We start from the raw sequence: 14872 nt of genomic DNA on the forward strand, positions 1-14872 counted from the left end.
CCGGTGGTAACAGCTTCGCTACCACCCGATCCTTCATCACTTGTCCGTATCTTGCCATTTCCTCACCTCGTTATTGCCCCCGGTTTCAGATCCTATCGAGGCGACAACTAGTCTGACACAGGGGGGAAGCCTGAGAGTTATCCGCTGGGTGCAAGTGATCCTGCCTATCGAACAGCGCTTTACACCTGGCAAAAAACTACGGCAAGGACTTTTCCGCCGGCAGTGAAGCGCAGATGGCTCAGGTTGCGAAGGCATTTGCTGCTTGGGAGAAAGTCCTGGGTGTCACGTTTGTCCGCGACGACGCCAACGCGCAAATCCGTTTCGGCGTGGGCGACCTGAGTGATAAGAAATCGGACGATGGCGTAACGAACGCGGCGGGCTACAACGTTCGTCAATTCACGGGAAACGTGGCGGCAGACTACAACGTGGTCGTCATGTCCAAATCGTCCGATACGAACATGGACGGCGTGGAATGGACGCCGGGCGACGGCGGTTTTACCACGCTTCTGCACGAGATCGGTCACGCACTGGGGCTGGCGCATCCGGGCAATTACAAATTAGGCACTTACGCTGGCGACGAAGACAACGCAATCGACACCATCATGTCCTACCGGTCGAGTCAGCCCTATACCGCCGTCCGGAATGGGTACGGATCGGTGCTGCAATCGACGCTGGCGGCGACGAGTACGTTGACGCCTGCCCGCTACGACATTGCAGCGCTGCAAACACTAAATGACATGGCATGGGAGGTCGCGGCATGAAGACTGCAGCACGAGAGTTGAAGCGGCCTTCTCTGGGCGGCAGGAGGCAGAATGTCGGGCGTGATGCCGAGAGGAGAAAATTGCAAATGAAGCTGACCCCGTCAACTAATCTATGGCCCTGTGGCGGCCAACCCTCTGAAATGAAAGGAAGCCGCATGAAACGACACAAGCTTGTAGCCATCTTGTTGCTCATCTGCCTGGCATTACCTGCTTCAGCGTCATCTTGGTTGCTGGAAAGTGCCGATGCGCCGGATGCCCCGACGGAAGATGAAGTCGATGCACTCGAAGTACGAGCACGCGCCGGCGATTGGGAGTTGAAGAAGGCATTCGCAGCGGCCTACCTGTACGGGAACGACGTGTTATATGGATGCACCGAGCTGAAATATGGACATCGTTGCCGGGCTATGGCCAAGCGTACGCCAACCGGGAAGGAATTCCTGCGCGAAATTCTTGAGACACCCCCGAATGACAAGAATCGGAGCGCTATCAGAACATTTCAGTCGGACTACGCCTATAGCCTCCTCAGAGCAATACGACCCCACTACGACACCAATCGCGAGGTGTGCCGGGAGATCGTTCGTTACAGAGAACTGGCCTTGAAAAACGGGGAGGGCTGCGTCGTGCGCAGTCTTGACTATATGGCCAGCTCCGGCATTTGCATGGAAAAGAGTGAGGAACGGGCGAAGGCATACCGGGCAATGACTCCACCCAACACAGCCTGCCCGACACCCTGAACGAACAAGCTCGACACTGATATCCAGGAAACAATATGGAACCGGACACGACCCTTCTCAATGCCTTGCGGCGGACCTATGATACGCAGCCAACGGGCTTTTCCACCGATAGCACGTCACCTACAGCGTGCTCTCTCCCGCGTCGCCAGCATCGATGCGTGGCGTGAGGTTCGGACAGCCGCTGTGGGGGGTGTGCATCGCAACGACTGGTATGGAGAGAGACTGAAAATGGACTATCCGATCCTTGTTACCCGGTGTTTGATCGCCGCTCTCGCCATTGTCGCTGCGCCCAGGGCGTTTGCATCGGACTTGCGGATTGGGTCGATGTGCGAAGCGGCGTGGGGCAACGGATATATGAAGCCCATCCCACCGGAACGGACCGAAAAGCAGCGGGCGTTGGCCGAAAAGGGTGATTCGCAAGCCCAGTACTTCATGGGCATGGTCACGGAGGAAAAAGAAGAAAGCAATCGATGGCTGCAAAAAGCCATGGCCAACGGTTCGAAAGGTGCGGCGGCTTACTACGCGTATAGACGCGATCCTCGCCTGGAATACTTCAACAACCCCAAACGCTGGCATGAAGACCCGGACGAGACCCATCGTTGTTGGTGGCCCCGGAGTGGCCTGGGCGAAGCCGACCAAACCGAAATACTCGGCACGATCATCGCGGCGGCGGAAGCGGGCGAACCGCAACCGGCGACCTGGCTCTGGCAGATGGTGACTGGCGGCACGCGCTTGGGCAGCACCCTCGTGAACTGCAAAGTGACCCACCCTTTACTGAAAAGTTCTGACGCGCCCAAGTGGGCGGAAATCGCGGCACGCGGCGGTAACCCGTGGGCGCAGGAAGAACTGTGCTGGGCCTACACCGGAGCTACGGTGCCACAGCGGGTGCGTGCGCCGGATGTGGAATGGGGTTTTCAGGCTAATCCGGCAAAGGCGTTTCAATGGTGTTCGATTGCAGCTCAAAATAATTGTGCCAGAGGCTCCTTTCTTCTTCTCTCAAGATTGTATGATATGGGAATAGGCGTTGAAAAATCTCCTGAACTAGCCAGTTATTGGCGGCAGAGATGGTACGTCGTTTCGCCACCAAATAATGGAATTACCTCAGTTAGTCGCCCGATCTGTAGCACAGAACAATAGTCAGAAAAAATCGAGGAAAGGCAATGACCACAGAATTTGAGATTGAGCCACGTGCAGAAATTGAACGCAAAATGACTCTGTATGGCCCCCTGCGCAACCGCCAGACCCCTGAAACGCATGGCGGGCGTACTGACTCCCCCGGTCGCAGTGGGGTATCCGCCCCTGTACCGGCTGCTTCCTGAACCAGGCCGGGGTCAGCGCATCCGTCACGAGGTCTGTCGTCCTGCGCGGCTTCAGCGACCAGCCCACCCCTTCGCGGTTGAACAGATCGCGCACGATGGCCAGGGAGAGCCCGCCTTCACCGGTCCACAGGGAGGGGATATCTGACATCCCGACCGGATTGGGCGCCGTCGGTATAAAGTTTCTGTCCAGCCGGTTCTCCGCCACCGGCAAGCCGGGCCTGGAGTCCGTCGTGACCTGGTCGCGCTGCTGGTGGCGAGCAGGGATGCCGTGGTCGCGCCTCCGCCGTTCAACACGCTCCTGGCCGGCCGAGCCCTCCCTTGTCCGTCACTCCCGTCACTCGCGCACCCTGCACGGGCGGCCGTCGGCGCTTTTGCGTTCGGCAGGGAGGGCGCGGATCAGCGCCAGCCTTTGGCCGTCACTCTGGCGCTGGCGATCCGGCGCCCCACCACGCTTCCCGGCCCGCTAGCCACGGAGCTGACATCCCGCACCGCACACCGTTCAGCCAGGGCAAACGCATTTCCCTGCTCGGCAATCCAGGCGACCTTCACAGAACCTCCCTTGCGAAGGACGCCGTCGCTTTTTTGAGGATTTCGTTCTCCCGCTTGCGACGGAGATTTTCGGCTCGCCGTCTGGAGAGTTCCCGCTCGTCCGGCGTGACCCCTCTGCTCCCCGCTCCGTTGAGCTGGCCTTCTGCTGACGCTTTTATCCCGTGACGAAAGGTCTGCTCGCCCCGCCCAAGTGCCTTGACCACGGCACGGAGGCGCTGACCATCCTTGACCCGCTTCACCGCCCGTTCCTTGAATTCGGTCGTCTAGGCCGGCTTCGTTACCTTCACGTCTTGCCTTCCAAAAGTGACTCCATTTTAGGGTACCCTTGGCAAACGAAATTTCGGGGGAAGCTCAGTCTCGCCAAGAAAAGCACTGCCTCACCCACCCGCAGCTCGCCGCATGCTCGGCGTGCCGCCTTCATAGCGTTGCCAGACACGCCGGAAATCGCGTGCCGAGGCGAAGCCGGCCAGCTCGGCGACGCGCTCGACCGACAGTTGCCGCTCGGCGAGCAGTTCGCGCGCCCGCGCGACGCGCAGCCGCTGCTGATAGCCGACGACACTGATGCCCGCGTGCTCGGCAAACAGGCGCGTCAGATGACGGGCGCTGACATGCGCCTGCGCGGCAAGCTCGTCGACCGACCACGATCGCGCCGGGTCCTGCGCGATCGCGTCCTGCGCGCGATGGACGGCGGGGTGCAGGTGGTTGCGGTGGGCGAGCCACGGCGAAAGCTGCGGATCGTTGCCGGCACGACGCTGGTAGACGACCAGCCGACGCGCGACGCGCGCGGCCAGTTCGGCGCCGGCATGCCGCTCGATCAGGTACAGCGCAAGGTCGATGCCGGTCGTGATGCCGGCGCTGGTCAGCAGCGGCCCGTCGTCGACGAAAACGCGGTTCTCCTCGACCTTCGCCGCCGGCGCGGCAATGCGCAGCGCGTCGATCAGACTATGGTGCGTCGTACACCGTCGGCCGTCGAGCAGGCCGGCGGCGGCGAGCAGCAGCGCACCGGAACAGATGCTGGCGAGCTGCGTGTCCGGCGCCATCGCCGTGCGCAGCCAGGCGACGACGGCCTGCGCTTCGGGACGCGCGTAATCCTCGGCCTCGCAGGCGTTGCCGGTGACGATCACCAGGCTGTCGGGCGGCAGACACGCCGGCAGCGCGGCGAGACCGGCGAGTTCGACGCCCAGTGAAGTGCGCAGTTGCGGCACCGGCGCACAGGTATGGATCGCCAGGTCGGCTCCCATTTCGCCGGCCATGCGCAGCGCCTCGGCCGGCCCGGCGTAGTCGAGCATCAGCACGTTCGGCGTGAGGACGAACCACACCGACAGCGTCATGGCCGCGCCCTCGCCCAGCCAAGCAGGCGGGTGGTGAACAGATTGACCGCCAGGCCGAGCATCAGCAGCACGCCACCGGCGAGATGCACCGGCCGCAGCACTTCGTCGAATACCAGCCAGCCGGTCGTCAGCCCGACCACCGGCACCAGCAGGCTGAACGGCGCCACCTGGTTGGCCGGGTAGCGTGACAGCAGGCGCGTCCACAAGCCGTAGCCGAGCAGCGTCGCCGCCCAGGCGAGATAGGCCACGGCGGCGAAGGAGCGCAGGCTGAAATCGCTCAACGCGGCGGCCATCGCCGGCCGGCCCTCGATCAGCAGCGACAGCGCGAGGAAGGGCAGCGGCGGCACGAGACTCGCCCAGACGACGAAGGCGAGCTGGTTGATTGGCCCGCAGGCGGCGACCGCACGCGTGACGATGTTGCCGGCCGCCCACAGCGACGCCGCGGCGACGGTCAGCAGAAAGCCGAGCAGCGGCATCGACACGCCGTGCGCCGAGCCGATCAGCGCCAGACCGCAGGCCGCCAGCAGCAGCCCGACGAGCTGGCTGGTGCGCCAGCCCTCCTTGAGCCACAGTGCGGCGAAGAGCATCGTGAAAAAGGCCTGCGACTGGAGCACCAGCGAGGCCAGCCCGGAAGGCATGCCGACGTGGATGGCCGAGAACAGAAATGCGAACTGCCCGACCGAAATGGTCATCCCGTACGCGAGGTAGAGCTGCCAGGGCACTTTCGGTGCGCGCAGGAAGAACACCGCCGGGCAGGCGGCGAGCAGGAAGCGCAGGGCGCCGAGCAGCAGCGGCGGCACTTCGGCGACGCCGGTCTTGATGACCGCGAAGTTGACACCCCAGACGATGACCACCAGCACGGCGAGAGCGAGATCGCGCGGACGCATGCGCTCAGGCCTGTGCCGCGGTCGTTGCCGTGGCAGGCAGGTCGCTGCCGGCGCAGGGCTTGCAGACCCGTTGCGCCGACGCCGGGTAGCGCGCCAGTTTGTCCGCCGGGCGAATCGGCCGGCGCAGCAACTCGCCGCCGCAGTTGGGACAGATTCCGGCTAACCGGGTGTCGGCACAATCAGCGCAGAAGGTGCATTCGAACGAACAGATCATCGCCGCTCGCGAGTCGGGCGGCAGATCGCGGTCGCAACATTCGCAGTTCGGGCGCAGTTCAAGCATGTCCGTCTCCCAGCGCGGCGAGGCAATCGTCGACGCTGACGATGCGCGCGAAACGTCCGGCCAGCACGAGTTCGGCATGTTCCTTGATCTCCGCCGGCGAGTAGCTGCGGCCGCTGAACGGATGCGTCATCGGGAAGGTCAGCGTCGCTTCGCTGACGAAATCGACCTCGTAGCCGATGTCGGAGCCGACCCGCGTCGTCGTCTCGCAGCATTGCTCGGTGCGGATGCCGGCGATGATCAGGCGCGCGATGCCGCGGCGGCGCAGCCACAGGTCGAGGCCAGTGTCCGAGAAGGCATTGTGCGTGTGCTTGAAGAAGCACACGTCCGGCGAACCGGGCAGCCAGTCGAGTGCGCGCACGTGCCCCGATGCCTCGGTAAACGGCCCGACCTGCCCGACATGAAAAATATGCACCACCGGCAGCCCGCGTTCCCGACACCCGGCGTCGAGGCGCAGCAAGGCGTCCCTGAACGCCGGCAGATCGGCTTCGGACCAGAAGGGCATGTGCCGGAACGACTCCTGCACGTCGATCACCAGCAGTGCCGCACGACGACCCCTGACAACATCATTTTCGGACATTTCCAGACCTCCTTGGTTTGACGTGCCGCCATCGTAAGGCCATGCGAGAAAATGAACGATGCCGCGCCAGGACAATCACGGGACAAAAACGGCCATCGCCGGCCGAGGCGGGAAGGGGTCCGCCGGGCAACCTCCGGCGCGTGCGTGTAAGGCCTGGCGCGCGGGAACAGCAGCTTGGGCTGCGCTGGCGAAGCCCGACAACAACCCGGTACCCTCGATCGGTTCCCTCCAGCCGGCCTCCTGCGGTGCGAAACCTGGTCGCAGCCCACGGCTATCGTGGGGGCTGTCGGGCTTTGCCAGCCCAGCCTACGGCTGATTTCCTGGAAAAATGGTGTTACGAAGCAGAACCCTAGCGCCGCGAAGAATGTAGAACCAGGCGGAAGTCGGTGGCGAACAGTGAGGGCGGGCTGACGTTGATGATCTGCTTTTGGCTTCCGTAGATTATCATCGGTTTCCACGGCTCGTCATCCCATACCATGAAACCGTTCTTGTCCAGCCATTTGAAGCGGTAATAGACCTGTTGGTCAGACGGGGAGAAATTGGTGAGTTCGGCTTGAACACGGAGCAGGCGGTTGGATTGTACGGCACGCAAATCGGTGACCTGGACACTGTCATCGCTCGTGGTCAGTTCGACCTTGCTTGAGATCAGTCCGCTTGCGGGCGCAGCAACGGACAGTGTTGACAACACGATCAGGGAGAGTGCCGCCACGGTGATACGACGTTTCGAGTACATGGATAACCTTTCTATTGGGCCACACGGAATTCAGTCCTTATCCCCTGGAAGAGCCGGGAGGTTTCTCAGGATCATAACGCTCGACGTTCGATTCGGTTACAGAAGATCACTCCCTGATCAACGGCTCCCTATTTCGGACCACACAGGGACCGTCATTCTGGATGCAAAGCAGTCTTGGCGAATTCCCCCTCTCACCCCCGACCCCTCGCACGGCCTGCGTGGGAGAGTGGCGATTCCTGAGTCGCTGAGGCGATTTTCACCTTCACCCTGGAGACATCGATGAACGACAATCCTCCCGCCTGCGCGGCAAAAACCATCCAATTCTGGTTTGATTTCGGCAGCAATTACAGCTACCTGAGCGCCATGCGCATCGAGGAGGCGGCAGCCCGGCATGGCGTGCGGGTGGTGTGGAAACCCTTCCTCCTCGGCCCCATCTTCCGCTCTTTCGGCTGGGAAGCCTCGCCTTTCGTGCTGCAGAAGGAAAAAGGCGAGTACGTCTGGCAAGACATGGTGCGCTTATGCCGCAAGTATGGCCTGCCCTGGAAGAAGCCGGGCACGTTCCCGCGCAACGCCATGCTGGCTCACCGCGTCGCGCTGCTCGCGTCCGACAAACCGTGGATCGGCGAATTCTGCCAGCAGATCATGCGGCTCAACTTCGCTTTCGACCAGGATATCGGCTCGGAAGCGGTGGTACGCGAGGTGCTGCGCCAGCTCGGCCAGCCGGCAGACGAGGTGGTGGCCGCGGCGCAGAGCGATGCGAACAAGCTGCGGCTGCGCGAACAGACCGAAGCCGCCAAGGCCAAGGGGATTTTCGGCGCTCCCACCTTCTTCGTCGGCGACGAGATGTACTGGGGCAACGATCGTCTCGACGACGCCCTGGAGGATGCTGCCGCGGGCAGCGCCTGATCCGGCCGGCCGCTGGCAGGATTCGCGCCGTGGCTCATGCACATTCCGTTGCCGCCCTGCGCGGCCGCTGTGCCCGCCTGGCGGAGGGCGCGCCGGTCACCTGAGCGGCGGACGGTCGCCGGCCGCGAGCCCTATCGATGGCGGCCCGCGCCTCTCGTTGCCGGGGCGTACACCCGCAATCGTCTGGCCAGGCCGTCGTAGATCCGTTGCGCGGCCTGGCGCGTCTCCGGGTTGATCTGCAGGAGATGCTCGTCGCCGTCGATCGCGGCGATCACCGCATGGTACAGCGGTGCCTGCAGCAGCGGGTAGCGTGCCGTTTCGAGCCACCCCCGCAAGGTGGCACCCTGGCCACTGGCGATGACGAACCAGAGCAGCCGTTGCAGGTCGTCAAGATAATCGGACCAGAGCGACGGGTCGCCGGCTTCGACGGCGCTGCCGATCTGTTCGTACAGGCGCGTCCAATGGATTCCGTCGCTGTTCTCGTCGACGATCAGCGACAAGGCGCGCAGGAGACGCCGGCACGCTTCGCCCATCCTGTTATCGGCGAGCGCGAGTTCGAGATGTTGGCGTGCCCGCTCGCGGTCGCCAACGTGCAGCGCCAGTGCGTACGCGCAATTCGCGTGCAGGAACGACCTGTCGTCGCCGGTGGGCGATGTGGCCAATCCGGAGCGATAGGCGTCGAGCGCAGCGACCGGGTCCCCCTGCTCGTCGAGCAGCAGGTTGCCGAGTCGGCTATAGATTGATGGCAACTGGGTAGCGGTAGCTAAGGCAGTTGCCTGTCGCAGACTACTTGCCGCTTCGTCCGCGCGGCCAAGCCGGCCAAGCCGGCCAAGCGTGACCCCCTTGTTGAACAGTGCCGCCGCCACCTGCTCGCGCAAGGCCGGCTCGCTCGACTCGGCATCGCGCGCAACCACCTCCTCGAATGCTGCCAGCGCCTGCTCCGGGCGGCCAAGTTCCGCGAGCGTGACGCCCTTGTTGACCAGTGCCTTCGCCACCGGCTCGCGCAAGGCTGGATCGATTGACCCGGCATCGCGTGTGATCACTTCGTCGTATGCTGCCAGCGCCTGCTCCGGGCGGCCAAGCCGGCCAAGCGCAACCCCCTTGTTGACCAGTGCCCTCGCCACCAGCACCCGCAAGGCCGGGTCGCTCGAATCGGCATCGCGCGCAACCACCTCCTCGAATGCTGCCAGCGCTTGCTCCGGGCGGCCAAGTTCCGCGAGCGTGACGCCCTTGTTGACCAGTGCCTCCGCCACCTGCTCGCGCAAGGCCGGATCGATTGACCCGGCATCGCGCGTGATCACTTCGTCGTACGCTGCCACCTCCTGCTCCGGGCGGCCAAGCCGGCCAAGCGCGACCCCCTTGTTGACCAGTGCCCTCGCCACCAGCACCCGCAAGGCCGGGTCGCTCGAATCGGCATCGCGCGTAACCACCTCCTCGAATGCTGCCAGAGCCTGCTCCGGGCGGCCGAGCTGGCCCAGCGTGCAGCCCTTGTTGACCAGTGCCTTCGCCACTGGCTCGCGCAAGGCTGGATCGCCCGACTCGGCATCGCGCTTGATCACTTCGTCGTACGCGGCCAGCGCCTGCTCCGGGCGGCCGAGCCGGCTGCCGAGCGTGATGCCTTTGTTGACCAGTGCAAACGCCACCGGCTCGCGCAAAGCCGGCTCGCTCGACCCGGCATCGCGTGTGATCACTTCGTCGTACGCTGCCACCTCCTGCTCCGGGCGGCCAAGCTGGCGCAGCGTGACGCCCTTGTTGACCAGTGCCCGCGCCACCAGCACGCGCCGCTCAAGTTCGGGCGCTTCGCCGTGGCGCTGGATCATCTCCTCGATTTCCCCGAGCGACTCGTCGGGCTGTGTCGCGCTCAAACCCACCTCCAGGCGTCGCAGGTCGCCGATCGCGGCGCGATATTCGTCCTCGTTGCCGAAGCGTCGCGATTGCCTTGCTGCGCGTTCCAGCAGGGCCTGGCGCAGCATTCCGCCGGGCAGGCAATTGGCGACGGCAAGGACGACTCCGGGGTCGGTGCCGTCGTCGCTCAGTGCCCTCTGCGCGATCGCCCGCCGTTCCGCCGGCTGGAAGCACGACTGCAGGAAAACGGTCAAAAACCGGATCCGCTGCTGGATGCGGCGCGGCCCGTTGCGCATCAGGTACCAGATGTTGAAAAAGCGTTCGCTGACCTGGTAAGCATTTCGCCCTTTGCCGCGTCGGTTGAGCGCGACGCTCTCGACGTAGCCGATCCTCTCGAGGCGCGAGAGGTGACTGCTGACCGCGCCCGTTTCGAGGCCGGTGATCTCGCCGAGGGCGGCGGCGGTGACCGGGTCCCAGTTCAGCGCCAGGGCGTCGAACACCGCGCGCGCCTGCAGCGGCAATTCCTCGATCCGTGCCTGGTACCAGCCGGTGAAGGTGTCGAGCATGGCGCTCAGTTGCGACAGGATGTCGCTGCTCAGGTGCGATTCGAGGACACTGTAGAGAACGTTGAGGGTACGCGGGTTGCCGCCGGCGAGGGTATTGAGGGCGGCAACGCGGCCGGGGTCGCGATCGAGCAGATCGAGTACCGCCCGACCCGGCTCTCCCCGGCGTACGGCCAGCCCGCGCAGGCAGTACATGACCTCGGCGTCGGAGAGTTTGTCGAGGGTATGCACACGAAAAAAGTCGTAGAACGCGGCCTGCGCGTCGTGTATCGATTCCGGATAGCGCGCCGCCGCGGCGATCAGTACCGGCCCGCCGGCGGCCTGCAACACGCGACGCAAGGCCCATGGGTGGTTCGTCCCCAGCCCGGCGAGCAGCGAATCCAGGTTGTCGATCAGCAACAACGGCCGCCGCTGCAGGCGGGTGCAGTACCGGCGGAAGGCGCTGTACGCCGGTTCACCGTCCTGCTCTTCGCGGGGAAGTCCCTGGCGGGGCGCGAAGGTGCTCCAGGCTTCGTCGAGTTCGTCGAGTTCGGCTGCCGGCGCCTGCTCGTCCTCGCGCGCTTCGAGCAGCGACTGCAGGCAGTTGCGCCAGAAAACGTCGAGACTGATCACGTTGTGCTGCTCCTCGCGGAACGAGAGCGGGATGTAGCGCTGCCGCAGATCGGCTTCCGCGCGGGTCGCAATCGCGATGCGCCTGAGCAGCGACGTTTTACCGAAACCACGCGGGGCAACCAGCAGGAAGTGCCGCGCCGCCTGTTCCGGCCGCAAGGGCCGCAATTGGCGCAGGAAGAATTCGAGCGTTTGCTGCCGAGCCACGAAGTTGGCAAGAAAGTCGGGTTCCGTCTGCAAGCGCGGGTTGAAGTAGGAGAGGTCCATGCAGCGATGTCGACCGGGTTGGCAGCGTTAGCGGGCCGCTTGCGGCTGGAAGCGGTACCACCAGCGACGGAGCAGAAGGTTGCGGAAACGGACCATCGGCTCGTCGGCCTCCCAGTCGTCGACGTCGAGGAAACCGTCGGCGTGCAGGCGCAGCAGCAGGCCGCGCAAGCCGTGCCGGGTCAGCGCCGGCTGATCGATGGCGGCGAGCAGGGTGCTCAGCGATAACCCTTGTGCTTCCGGCGCCAGGGCGCCGAGTACGGCGAAGGCGAGCACGCGCTCGTCGTCGTGGTAATGCTTGCGCAAGTGTTCTTCCCAGGTACCGAAAGTCGCCATTTCCGCGGGCTGCAGCAAGCTGCCGACGGCCGCTTCGACCGCCTGGCTGGCGCGCACCTGATCGGCACACGGTTCTCCGGAGAGTTTTTGCGCGAGAGCTTCGAGGTAATAGGCGGCGCACCAGCCGGTCGCCGCGATCACGGCCTCGGCTTCGCTGTCGGTGATCTCCCGGCGATGCATCAGTTGACCGTCGCGCGCCAGATCCTGGAGGAAATCCCTGGCTTGCCCGGCAGTCAGCGGCAGCAGTTCAAAGGTGACGAACTTGGCGAGCACGCCCATGTAGTTGCCGGCGCGTGCGAGCGGCTCGATGCCGATCGAACCGGTGATCATCCAGCGCACGCGCGGATGGTCGGCGCGCAAGCGGCTGAGCAGGTTCATGAGGTTGCGGGCGTTCTGGACGCCGTCCGGACCCTTGTCGTGCAAGGCCTTGAGGAAGATCGGCAGCTCGTCGATCAGCAGCGCCGTGCGCTGTCCGGGATCTTCGTGCAGGGCCTTGAGCTGGCGTTCGAAGTAGCTTTGATGGTCGACGCTCAACAGTTGCTGGGACCAATGGCCAGTACGATCCTGGCGAGGGTTGAGGACTTGCCCGAGACGCTGCGTGATCATCATCGATGCCGAGCTTGTCGCCGGCAGCGCCTTGTCGATCCCCGTGCACATCTCGCGAAAGAACGACGCCGTGTCGGAACAGCCGGCGACCTCGACCTTGATCGCGCGCCACCCCTTCCCCGGCGCCGCGTCCTTCAGACGGTCGACGACAAAGGTCTTGCCCAGACGACGCGGGCCGGGCATCGAAACATCGCGGTCGTTATCAAAGAGCCGACAGATGTCGGCCACCTCACCGTTGCGGCCATAGCTGCTGGCAGTGTAGTCACGCATGCGATTTCTCCTGTGGAGTACGCGATGAATCTTACAACAAAGTTGTTTTGAAACACAAGCGTTTCAAAACAACTTTGTTTTTCTAACGGGCATGACTTTTCCAGGCATCTCCGGTCATGAAAGTCATGACCGTTTCCCTCTCCCCCGACCCCTCCCCCGCGAGGGGGAGGGGAGATTCGTGAGTCGCATACGCGACTTTCACATTAACGGTCATGACTTTTCCAGGCATCTCCGATCATGAGAACCGAGGTTCTTGCACGCAGCCGAATCGCCCGCCTGTCAGGACAGACCGACAGACCGGAAAGGCCTCCCTGCTTGCGCATCGCCTCCGTTCGCCGCGGGTTCGTGCGATGATTCCACACCCGATTCTGTTGAGGTCCATACCATGAGCACAGCGGCGCAGCCATTGTTCGAATTCAACCACCACAATCCGACGCGGATTTGCTTCGGCACCGACAGTTTCGCGCATCGCGCGCGCCTGATTCCGGCAACGGCGCGCGTGCTGATGCTGTACAGCGGCGGCGCAGCGGGTGATGAATATGCTGGCGATGCCAGGCAAACACACGCTGGGTACAGGCGGCGAACTGAACGAAAAACGCCTCCGGCGCATCGTCGCGCTGGCGCGTTCCTGAGACCGGTCGGGATGCCGGAACTCTCACCGCCTGCGTCTTGATTTCTTCGCTCACGTGAACAGGCATCCCGGCCCTGGCCGCCAATATCGCTTCCGTCATTCAGCGTGATGGACAGTCCATTCAATTTCAGCCGCATACCGTCGCTGCGCTGGCGGCTGCTCTTGCTGGTCTCGATCGCTTTGCTGTTGATCCTGGCGTTTGCCTCGGTGCAGAGTTACCAACGCGCTCGCCACGAGGTCCAGGAATTAATGGATGGCCAGCTGGCGAAGACGGCGCAACTGTTGCTCGCCAAAGCCGTTGAGGGCGAGGATCAACTGGCTGACCTGCCGGCTCGCCTGGCCGGAATCCGCGGCCTGCATTCGCGCCGCAATCAGCTGACGCTCGAATACCAGGTCGGCAGACCCGATGGCGCGGTGCTGGTGCGCTCGGCGAATGCGCCGGCCACGCCACTCTCCGGCGCCCTCGGCTATGCCAATGTGATGGACAGGGGCGAGCGCTGGCGCAGCCTGATTCTCGAATCTGCCGACCGAAGGTATCGCGTGCAAGTCGCCGAATCCATCCCGAAACGCGACCGGGAAGCGCTGGAGATCGCGGTCAAGACGGTGCAGCCGCTGGTTTTCGCGCTGCCGCTGGCGCTGCTGGCCATCTATTTTTCGATCCGGCGCGGGCTAAAGCCGCTCGACGACCTCGCCTCCGAGGTCGCCACGCGTTCCTCGGACAACCTGACCCCGCTGGCCGGCCGCAATATTCCGCGCGAGGCCCAGCCACTGGTCGCGGCGATCAATCGCGTGCTTTACCGCCTCGGCCATTCGCTGGAGAACGAGCGGCGCTTCACCGCCGACGCCGCGCACGAGTTGCGCACACCCCTGGCGGCGGCGCGCATTCAGGCGCAGGTGGCGCTGCTCAGCACCGATGCCGACCAGCGCAAGCACGCACTGACCCAGGCCCTGGCCGGACTCGACCGCGCGACGCGCCTCGTCGAGCAGATGCTGCGTCTGGCGCGACTCGACCCACTGGCGCAACTGTCGCAACCCCAGGCGATGAATCTCGCCGAACTGGTGCAGCGCGTTGCCGCTGGCGTTCGGGATACCGCCCCGCAGGCGTGGATCGTGCTGGATCTGGCGGAGGACATCGCGCCAGTACAAGGCGATTCCGACCTTCTCGAAGTGGCGCTGCGCAACCTGATCGACAACGCTATCCGCTATTCGCCGGCAGGCAGCGAAATCGTCGTCGCGCTGCAGACCGTCGAGCGTCACGTGCTCCTGTCCGTTCGCGACAACGGCCCCGGTGTTCCGGCGCAGGAGCTGCCGCGCCTGATGGAGCGCTTCTACCGCGGCGCCTCGGTCTCCGCCGAAGGCAGCGGTCTCGGCCTGACTATCGTCAGTCGCATCGCCGAACTGCATGGAGCCGTTCTTGAGCTCACCAACCGCGACGGCGGCGGCTTTGAGGCACGACTGCGCTGGTGAGCGCCATTCCGGGGTTATTCAGGGAGTGTTCAGTAACGCCCATCGCTGTTGCCCAGGCCACCACGCTTTGCAGGATCTGCGACAGGTGTCATTCGTCAGGGCGCAGTGCGTGCATCCGCCGGGAAAGTCGCATTGATCGGCAAGCACAGGGCTGACCCAATGGGCTCAAGACATCATTGAGGACATCTCCCGATTATGGTTGCG

14 protein-coding genes are annotated in these 14872 nt (G+C 64.0%); 5 read left to right on the plus strand and 9 right to left on the minus strand.

The features are described 5' to 3' along the window. Nucleotides 1-185: 185 nt before the first annotated feature. The 3 genes from V5B39_RS10080 (at nt 186) to V5B39_RS10090 (ending at nt 2632) form a co-directional block, all read left to right on the plus strand. Nucleotides 186-761, plus strand: coding sequence for a matrixin family metalloprotease (locus V5B39_RS10080; protein ID WP_332342799.1), 576 nt, complete (start codon nt 186-188; stop codon nt 759-761). Between the two features lie 155 nt (nt 762-916). Next, nucleotides 917-1495 (plus strand): hypothetical protein, encoded by a 579-nt coding sequence (locus tag V5B39_RS10085; RefSeq protein ID WP_332342761.1) that lies wholly within the window; start codon nt 917-919, stop codon nt 1493-1495. A gap of 228 nt (nt 1496-1723) precedes the next feature. Beyond that, the gene (locus V5B39_RS10090; RefSeq protein WP_332342762.1) at nt 1724-2632 is read left to right on the plus strand and encodes a tetratricopeptide repeat protein; all 909 of its coding nucleotides are present in this window, start codon (nt 1724-1726) and stop codon (nt 2630-2632) included. Here the strand turns inward: V5B39_RS10090 and V5B39_RS22180 are convergent, their stop codons facing one another. From V5B39_RS22180 to V5B39_RS10120, 7 genes are all read right to left on the minus strand, one after another. Then, the gene (locus V5B39_RS22180) at nt 2633-2962 is read right to left on the minus strand and encodes a DDE-type integrase/transposase/recombinase (protein WP_434735680.1); all 330 of its coding nucleotides are present in this window, start codon (nt 2960-2962) and stop codon (nt 2633-2635) included. 248 nt (nt 2963-3210) lie between these two features. Then, a complete protein-coding gene (locus V5B39_RS10095; protein WP_332342763.1) occupies nt 3211-3363 on the minus strand; it encodes a hypothetical protein in 153 nt (50 codons plus the stop codon). A gap of 377 nt (nt 3364-3740) precedes the next feature. Beyond that, nucleotides 3741-4694, minus strand: a complete 954-nt coding sequence (locus V5B39_RS10100; protein ID WP_332342764.1) for a GlxA family transcriptional regulator — start codon at nt 4692-4694, stop codon at nt 3741-3743. Further along, entirely contained in the window at nt 4691-5581 is an 891-nt protein-coding gene (locus V5B39_RS10105) for an EamA family transporter (protein WP_332342765.1), read from the minus strand. The genes V5B39_RS10100 and V5B39_RS10105 overlap by 4 nt, the downstream gene beginning before the upstream one ends. Before the next feature lie 4 nt (nt 5582-5585). Further along, a complete protein-coding gene (locus V5B39_RS10110) occupies nt 5586-5861 on the minus strand; it encodes a DUF1272 domain-containing protein (protein ID WP_332342766.1) in 276 nt (91 codons plus the stop codon). After that, the gene (locus V5B39_RS10115; RefSeq protein ID WP_332342767.1) at nt 5854-6438 is read right to left on the minus strand and encodes a cysteine hydrolase family protein; all 585 of its coding nucleotides are present in this window, start codon (nt 6436-6438) and stop codon (nt 5854-5856) included. Before V5B39_RS10115 ends, V5B39_RS10110 begins: the two co-directional genes overlap by 8 nt. Nucleotides 6439-6787: 349 nt before the next feature. Next, complete coding sequence (locus V5B39_RS10120; RefSeq protein WP_332342768.1) at nt 6788-7171, minus strand: YcfL family protein; 384 nt, start codon at nt 7169-7171, stop codon at nt 6788-6790. Between the two features lie 279 nt (nt 7172-7450). Here V5B39_RS10120 and V5B39_RS10125 point away from each other — a divergent pair, with 279 nt between their 5' ends. Beyond that, the gene (locus tag V5B39_RS10125; protein WP_332342769.1) at nt 7451-8077 is read left to right on the plus strand and encodes a 2-hydroxychromene-2-carboxylate isomerase; all 627 of its coding nucleotides are present in this window, start codon (nt 7451-7453) and stop codon (nt 8075-8077) included. Between the two features lie 131 nt (nt 8078-8208). On the opposite strand, the gene V5B39_RS10130 is transcribed toward V5B39_RS10125, so the two are convergent. Both V5B39_RS10130 and V5B39_RS10135 read right to left on the minus strand, forming a co-directional pair. Further along, the gene (locus tag V5B39_RS10130) at nt 8209-11361 is read right to left on the minus strand and encodes a tetratricopeptide repeat protein (protein WP_332342770.1); all 3153 of its coding nucleotides are present in this window, start codon (nt 11359-11361) and stop codon (nt 8209-8211) included. A 27-nt stretch (nt 11362-11388) separates the two neighbouring features. Next, nucleotides 11389-12570 carry a hypothetical protein gene (locus tag V5B39_RS10135; RefSeq protein WP_332342771.1) on the minus strand — a complete coding sequence of 394 codons (1182 nt, stop codon included), beginning with the start codon at nt 12568-12570 and terminating at the stop codon, nt 11389-11391. 739 nt (nt 12571-13309) lie between these two features. Between V5B39_RS10135 and V5B39_RS10140 the strand changes: the two genes are divergently transcribed. Further along, nucleotides 13310-14668 (plus strand): ATP-binding protein, encoded by a 1359-nt coding sequence (locus V5B39_RS10140; RefSeq protein ID WP_332342772.1) that lies wholly within the window; start codon nt 13310-13312, stop codon nt 14666-14668. Nucleotides 14669-14872: the final 204 nt, after the last annotated feature.

The sequence above is a fragment of the Accumulibacter sp. genome (assembly GCF_036625275.1).
Classification (GTDB): domain Bacteria; phylum Pseudomonadota; class Gammaproteobacteria; order Burkholderiales; family Rhodocyclaceae; genus Accumulibacter.

What these genes read in the sequence shown, in the direction of transcription:
- V5B39_RS10085 (WP_332342761.1), top strand. Translation starts at nt 917, where the DNA reads ATGAAACGACACAAGCTTGTAGCCATCTTGTTGCTCATCTGCCTGGCA.
- V5B39_RS10090 (WP_332342762.1), top strand. Translation starts at nt 1,724, where the DNA reads ATGGACTATCCGATCCTTGTTACCCGGTGTTTGATCGCCGCTCTCGCC.
- V5B39_RS22180 (WP_434735680.1), bottom strand. Translation starts at nt 2,962, where the DNA reads ATGTCAGATATCCCCTCCCTGTGGACCGGTGAAGGCGGGCTCTCCCTG.
- V5B39_RS10100 (WP_332342764.1), bottom strand. Translation starts at nt 4,694, where the DNA reads ATGACGCTGTCGGTGTGGTTCGTCCTCACGCCGAACGTGCTGATGCTC.
- V5B39_RS10105 (WP_332342765.1), bottom strand. Translation starts at nt 5,581, where the DNA reads ATGCGTCCGCGCGATCTCGCTCTCGCCGTGCTGGTGGTCATCGTCTGG.
- V5B39_RS10110 (WP_332342766.1), bottom strand. Translation starts at nt 5,861, where the DNA reads ATGCTTGAACTGCGCCCGAACTGCGAATGTTGCGACCGCGATCTGCCG.
- V5B39_RS10115 (WP_332342767.1), bottom strand. Translation starts at nt 6,438, where the DNA reads ATGTCCGAAAATGATGTTGTCAGGGGTCGTCGTGCGGCACTGCTGGTG.
- V5B39_RS10120 (WP_332342768.1), bottom strand. Translation starts at nt 7,171, where the DNA reads ATGTACTCGAAACGTCGTATCACCGTGGCGGCACTCTCCCTGATCGTG.
- V5B39_RS10125 (WP_332342769.1), top strand. Translation starts at nt 7,451, where the DNA reads ATGAACGACAATCCTCCCGCCTGCGCGGCAAAAACCATCCAATTCTGG.
- V5B39_RS10130 (WP_332342770.1), bottom strand. Translation starts at nt 11,361, where the DNA reads ATGGACCTCTCCTACTTCAACCCGCGCTTGCAGACGGAACCCGACTTT.
- V5B39_RS10135 (WP_332342771.1), bottom strand. Translation starts at nt 12,570, where the DNA reads ATGCGTGACTACACTGCCAGCAGCTATGGCCGCAACGGTGAGGTGGCC.
- V5B39_RS10140 (WP_332342772.1), top strand. Translation starts at nt 13,310, where the DNA reads ATGGACAGTCCATTCAATTTCAGCCGCATACCGTCGCTGCGCTGGCGG.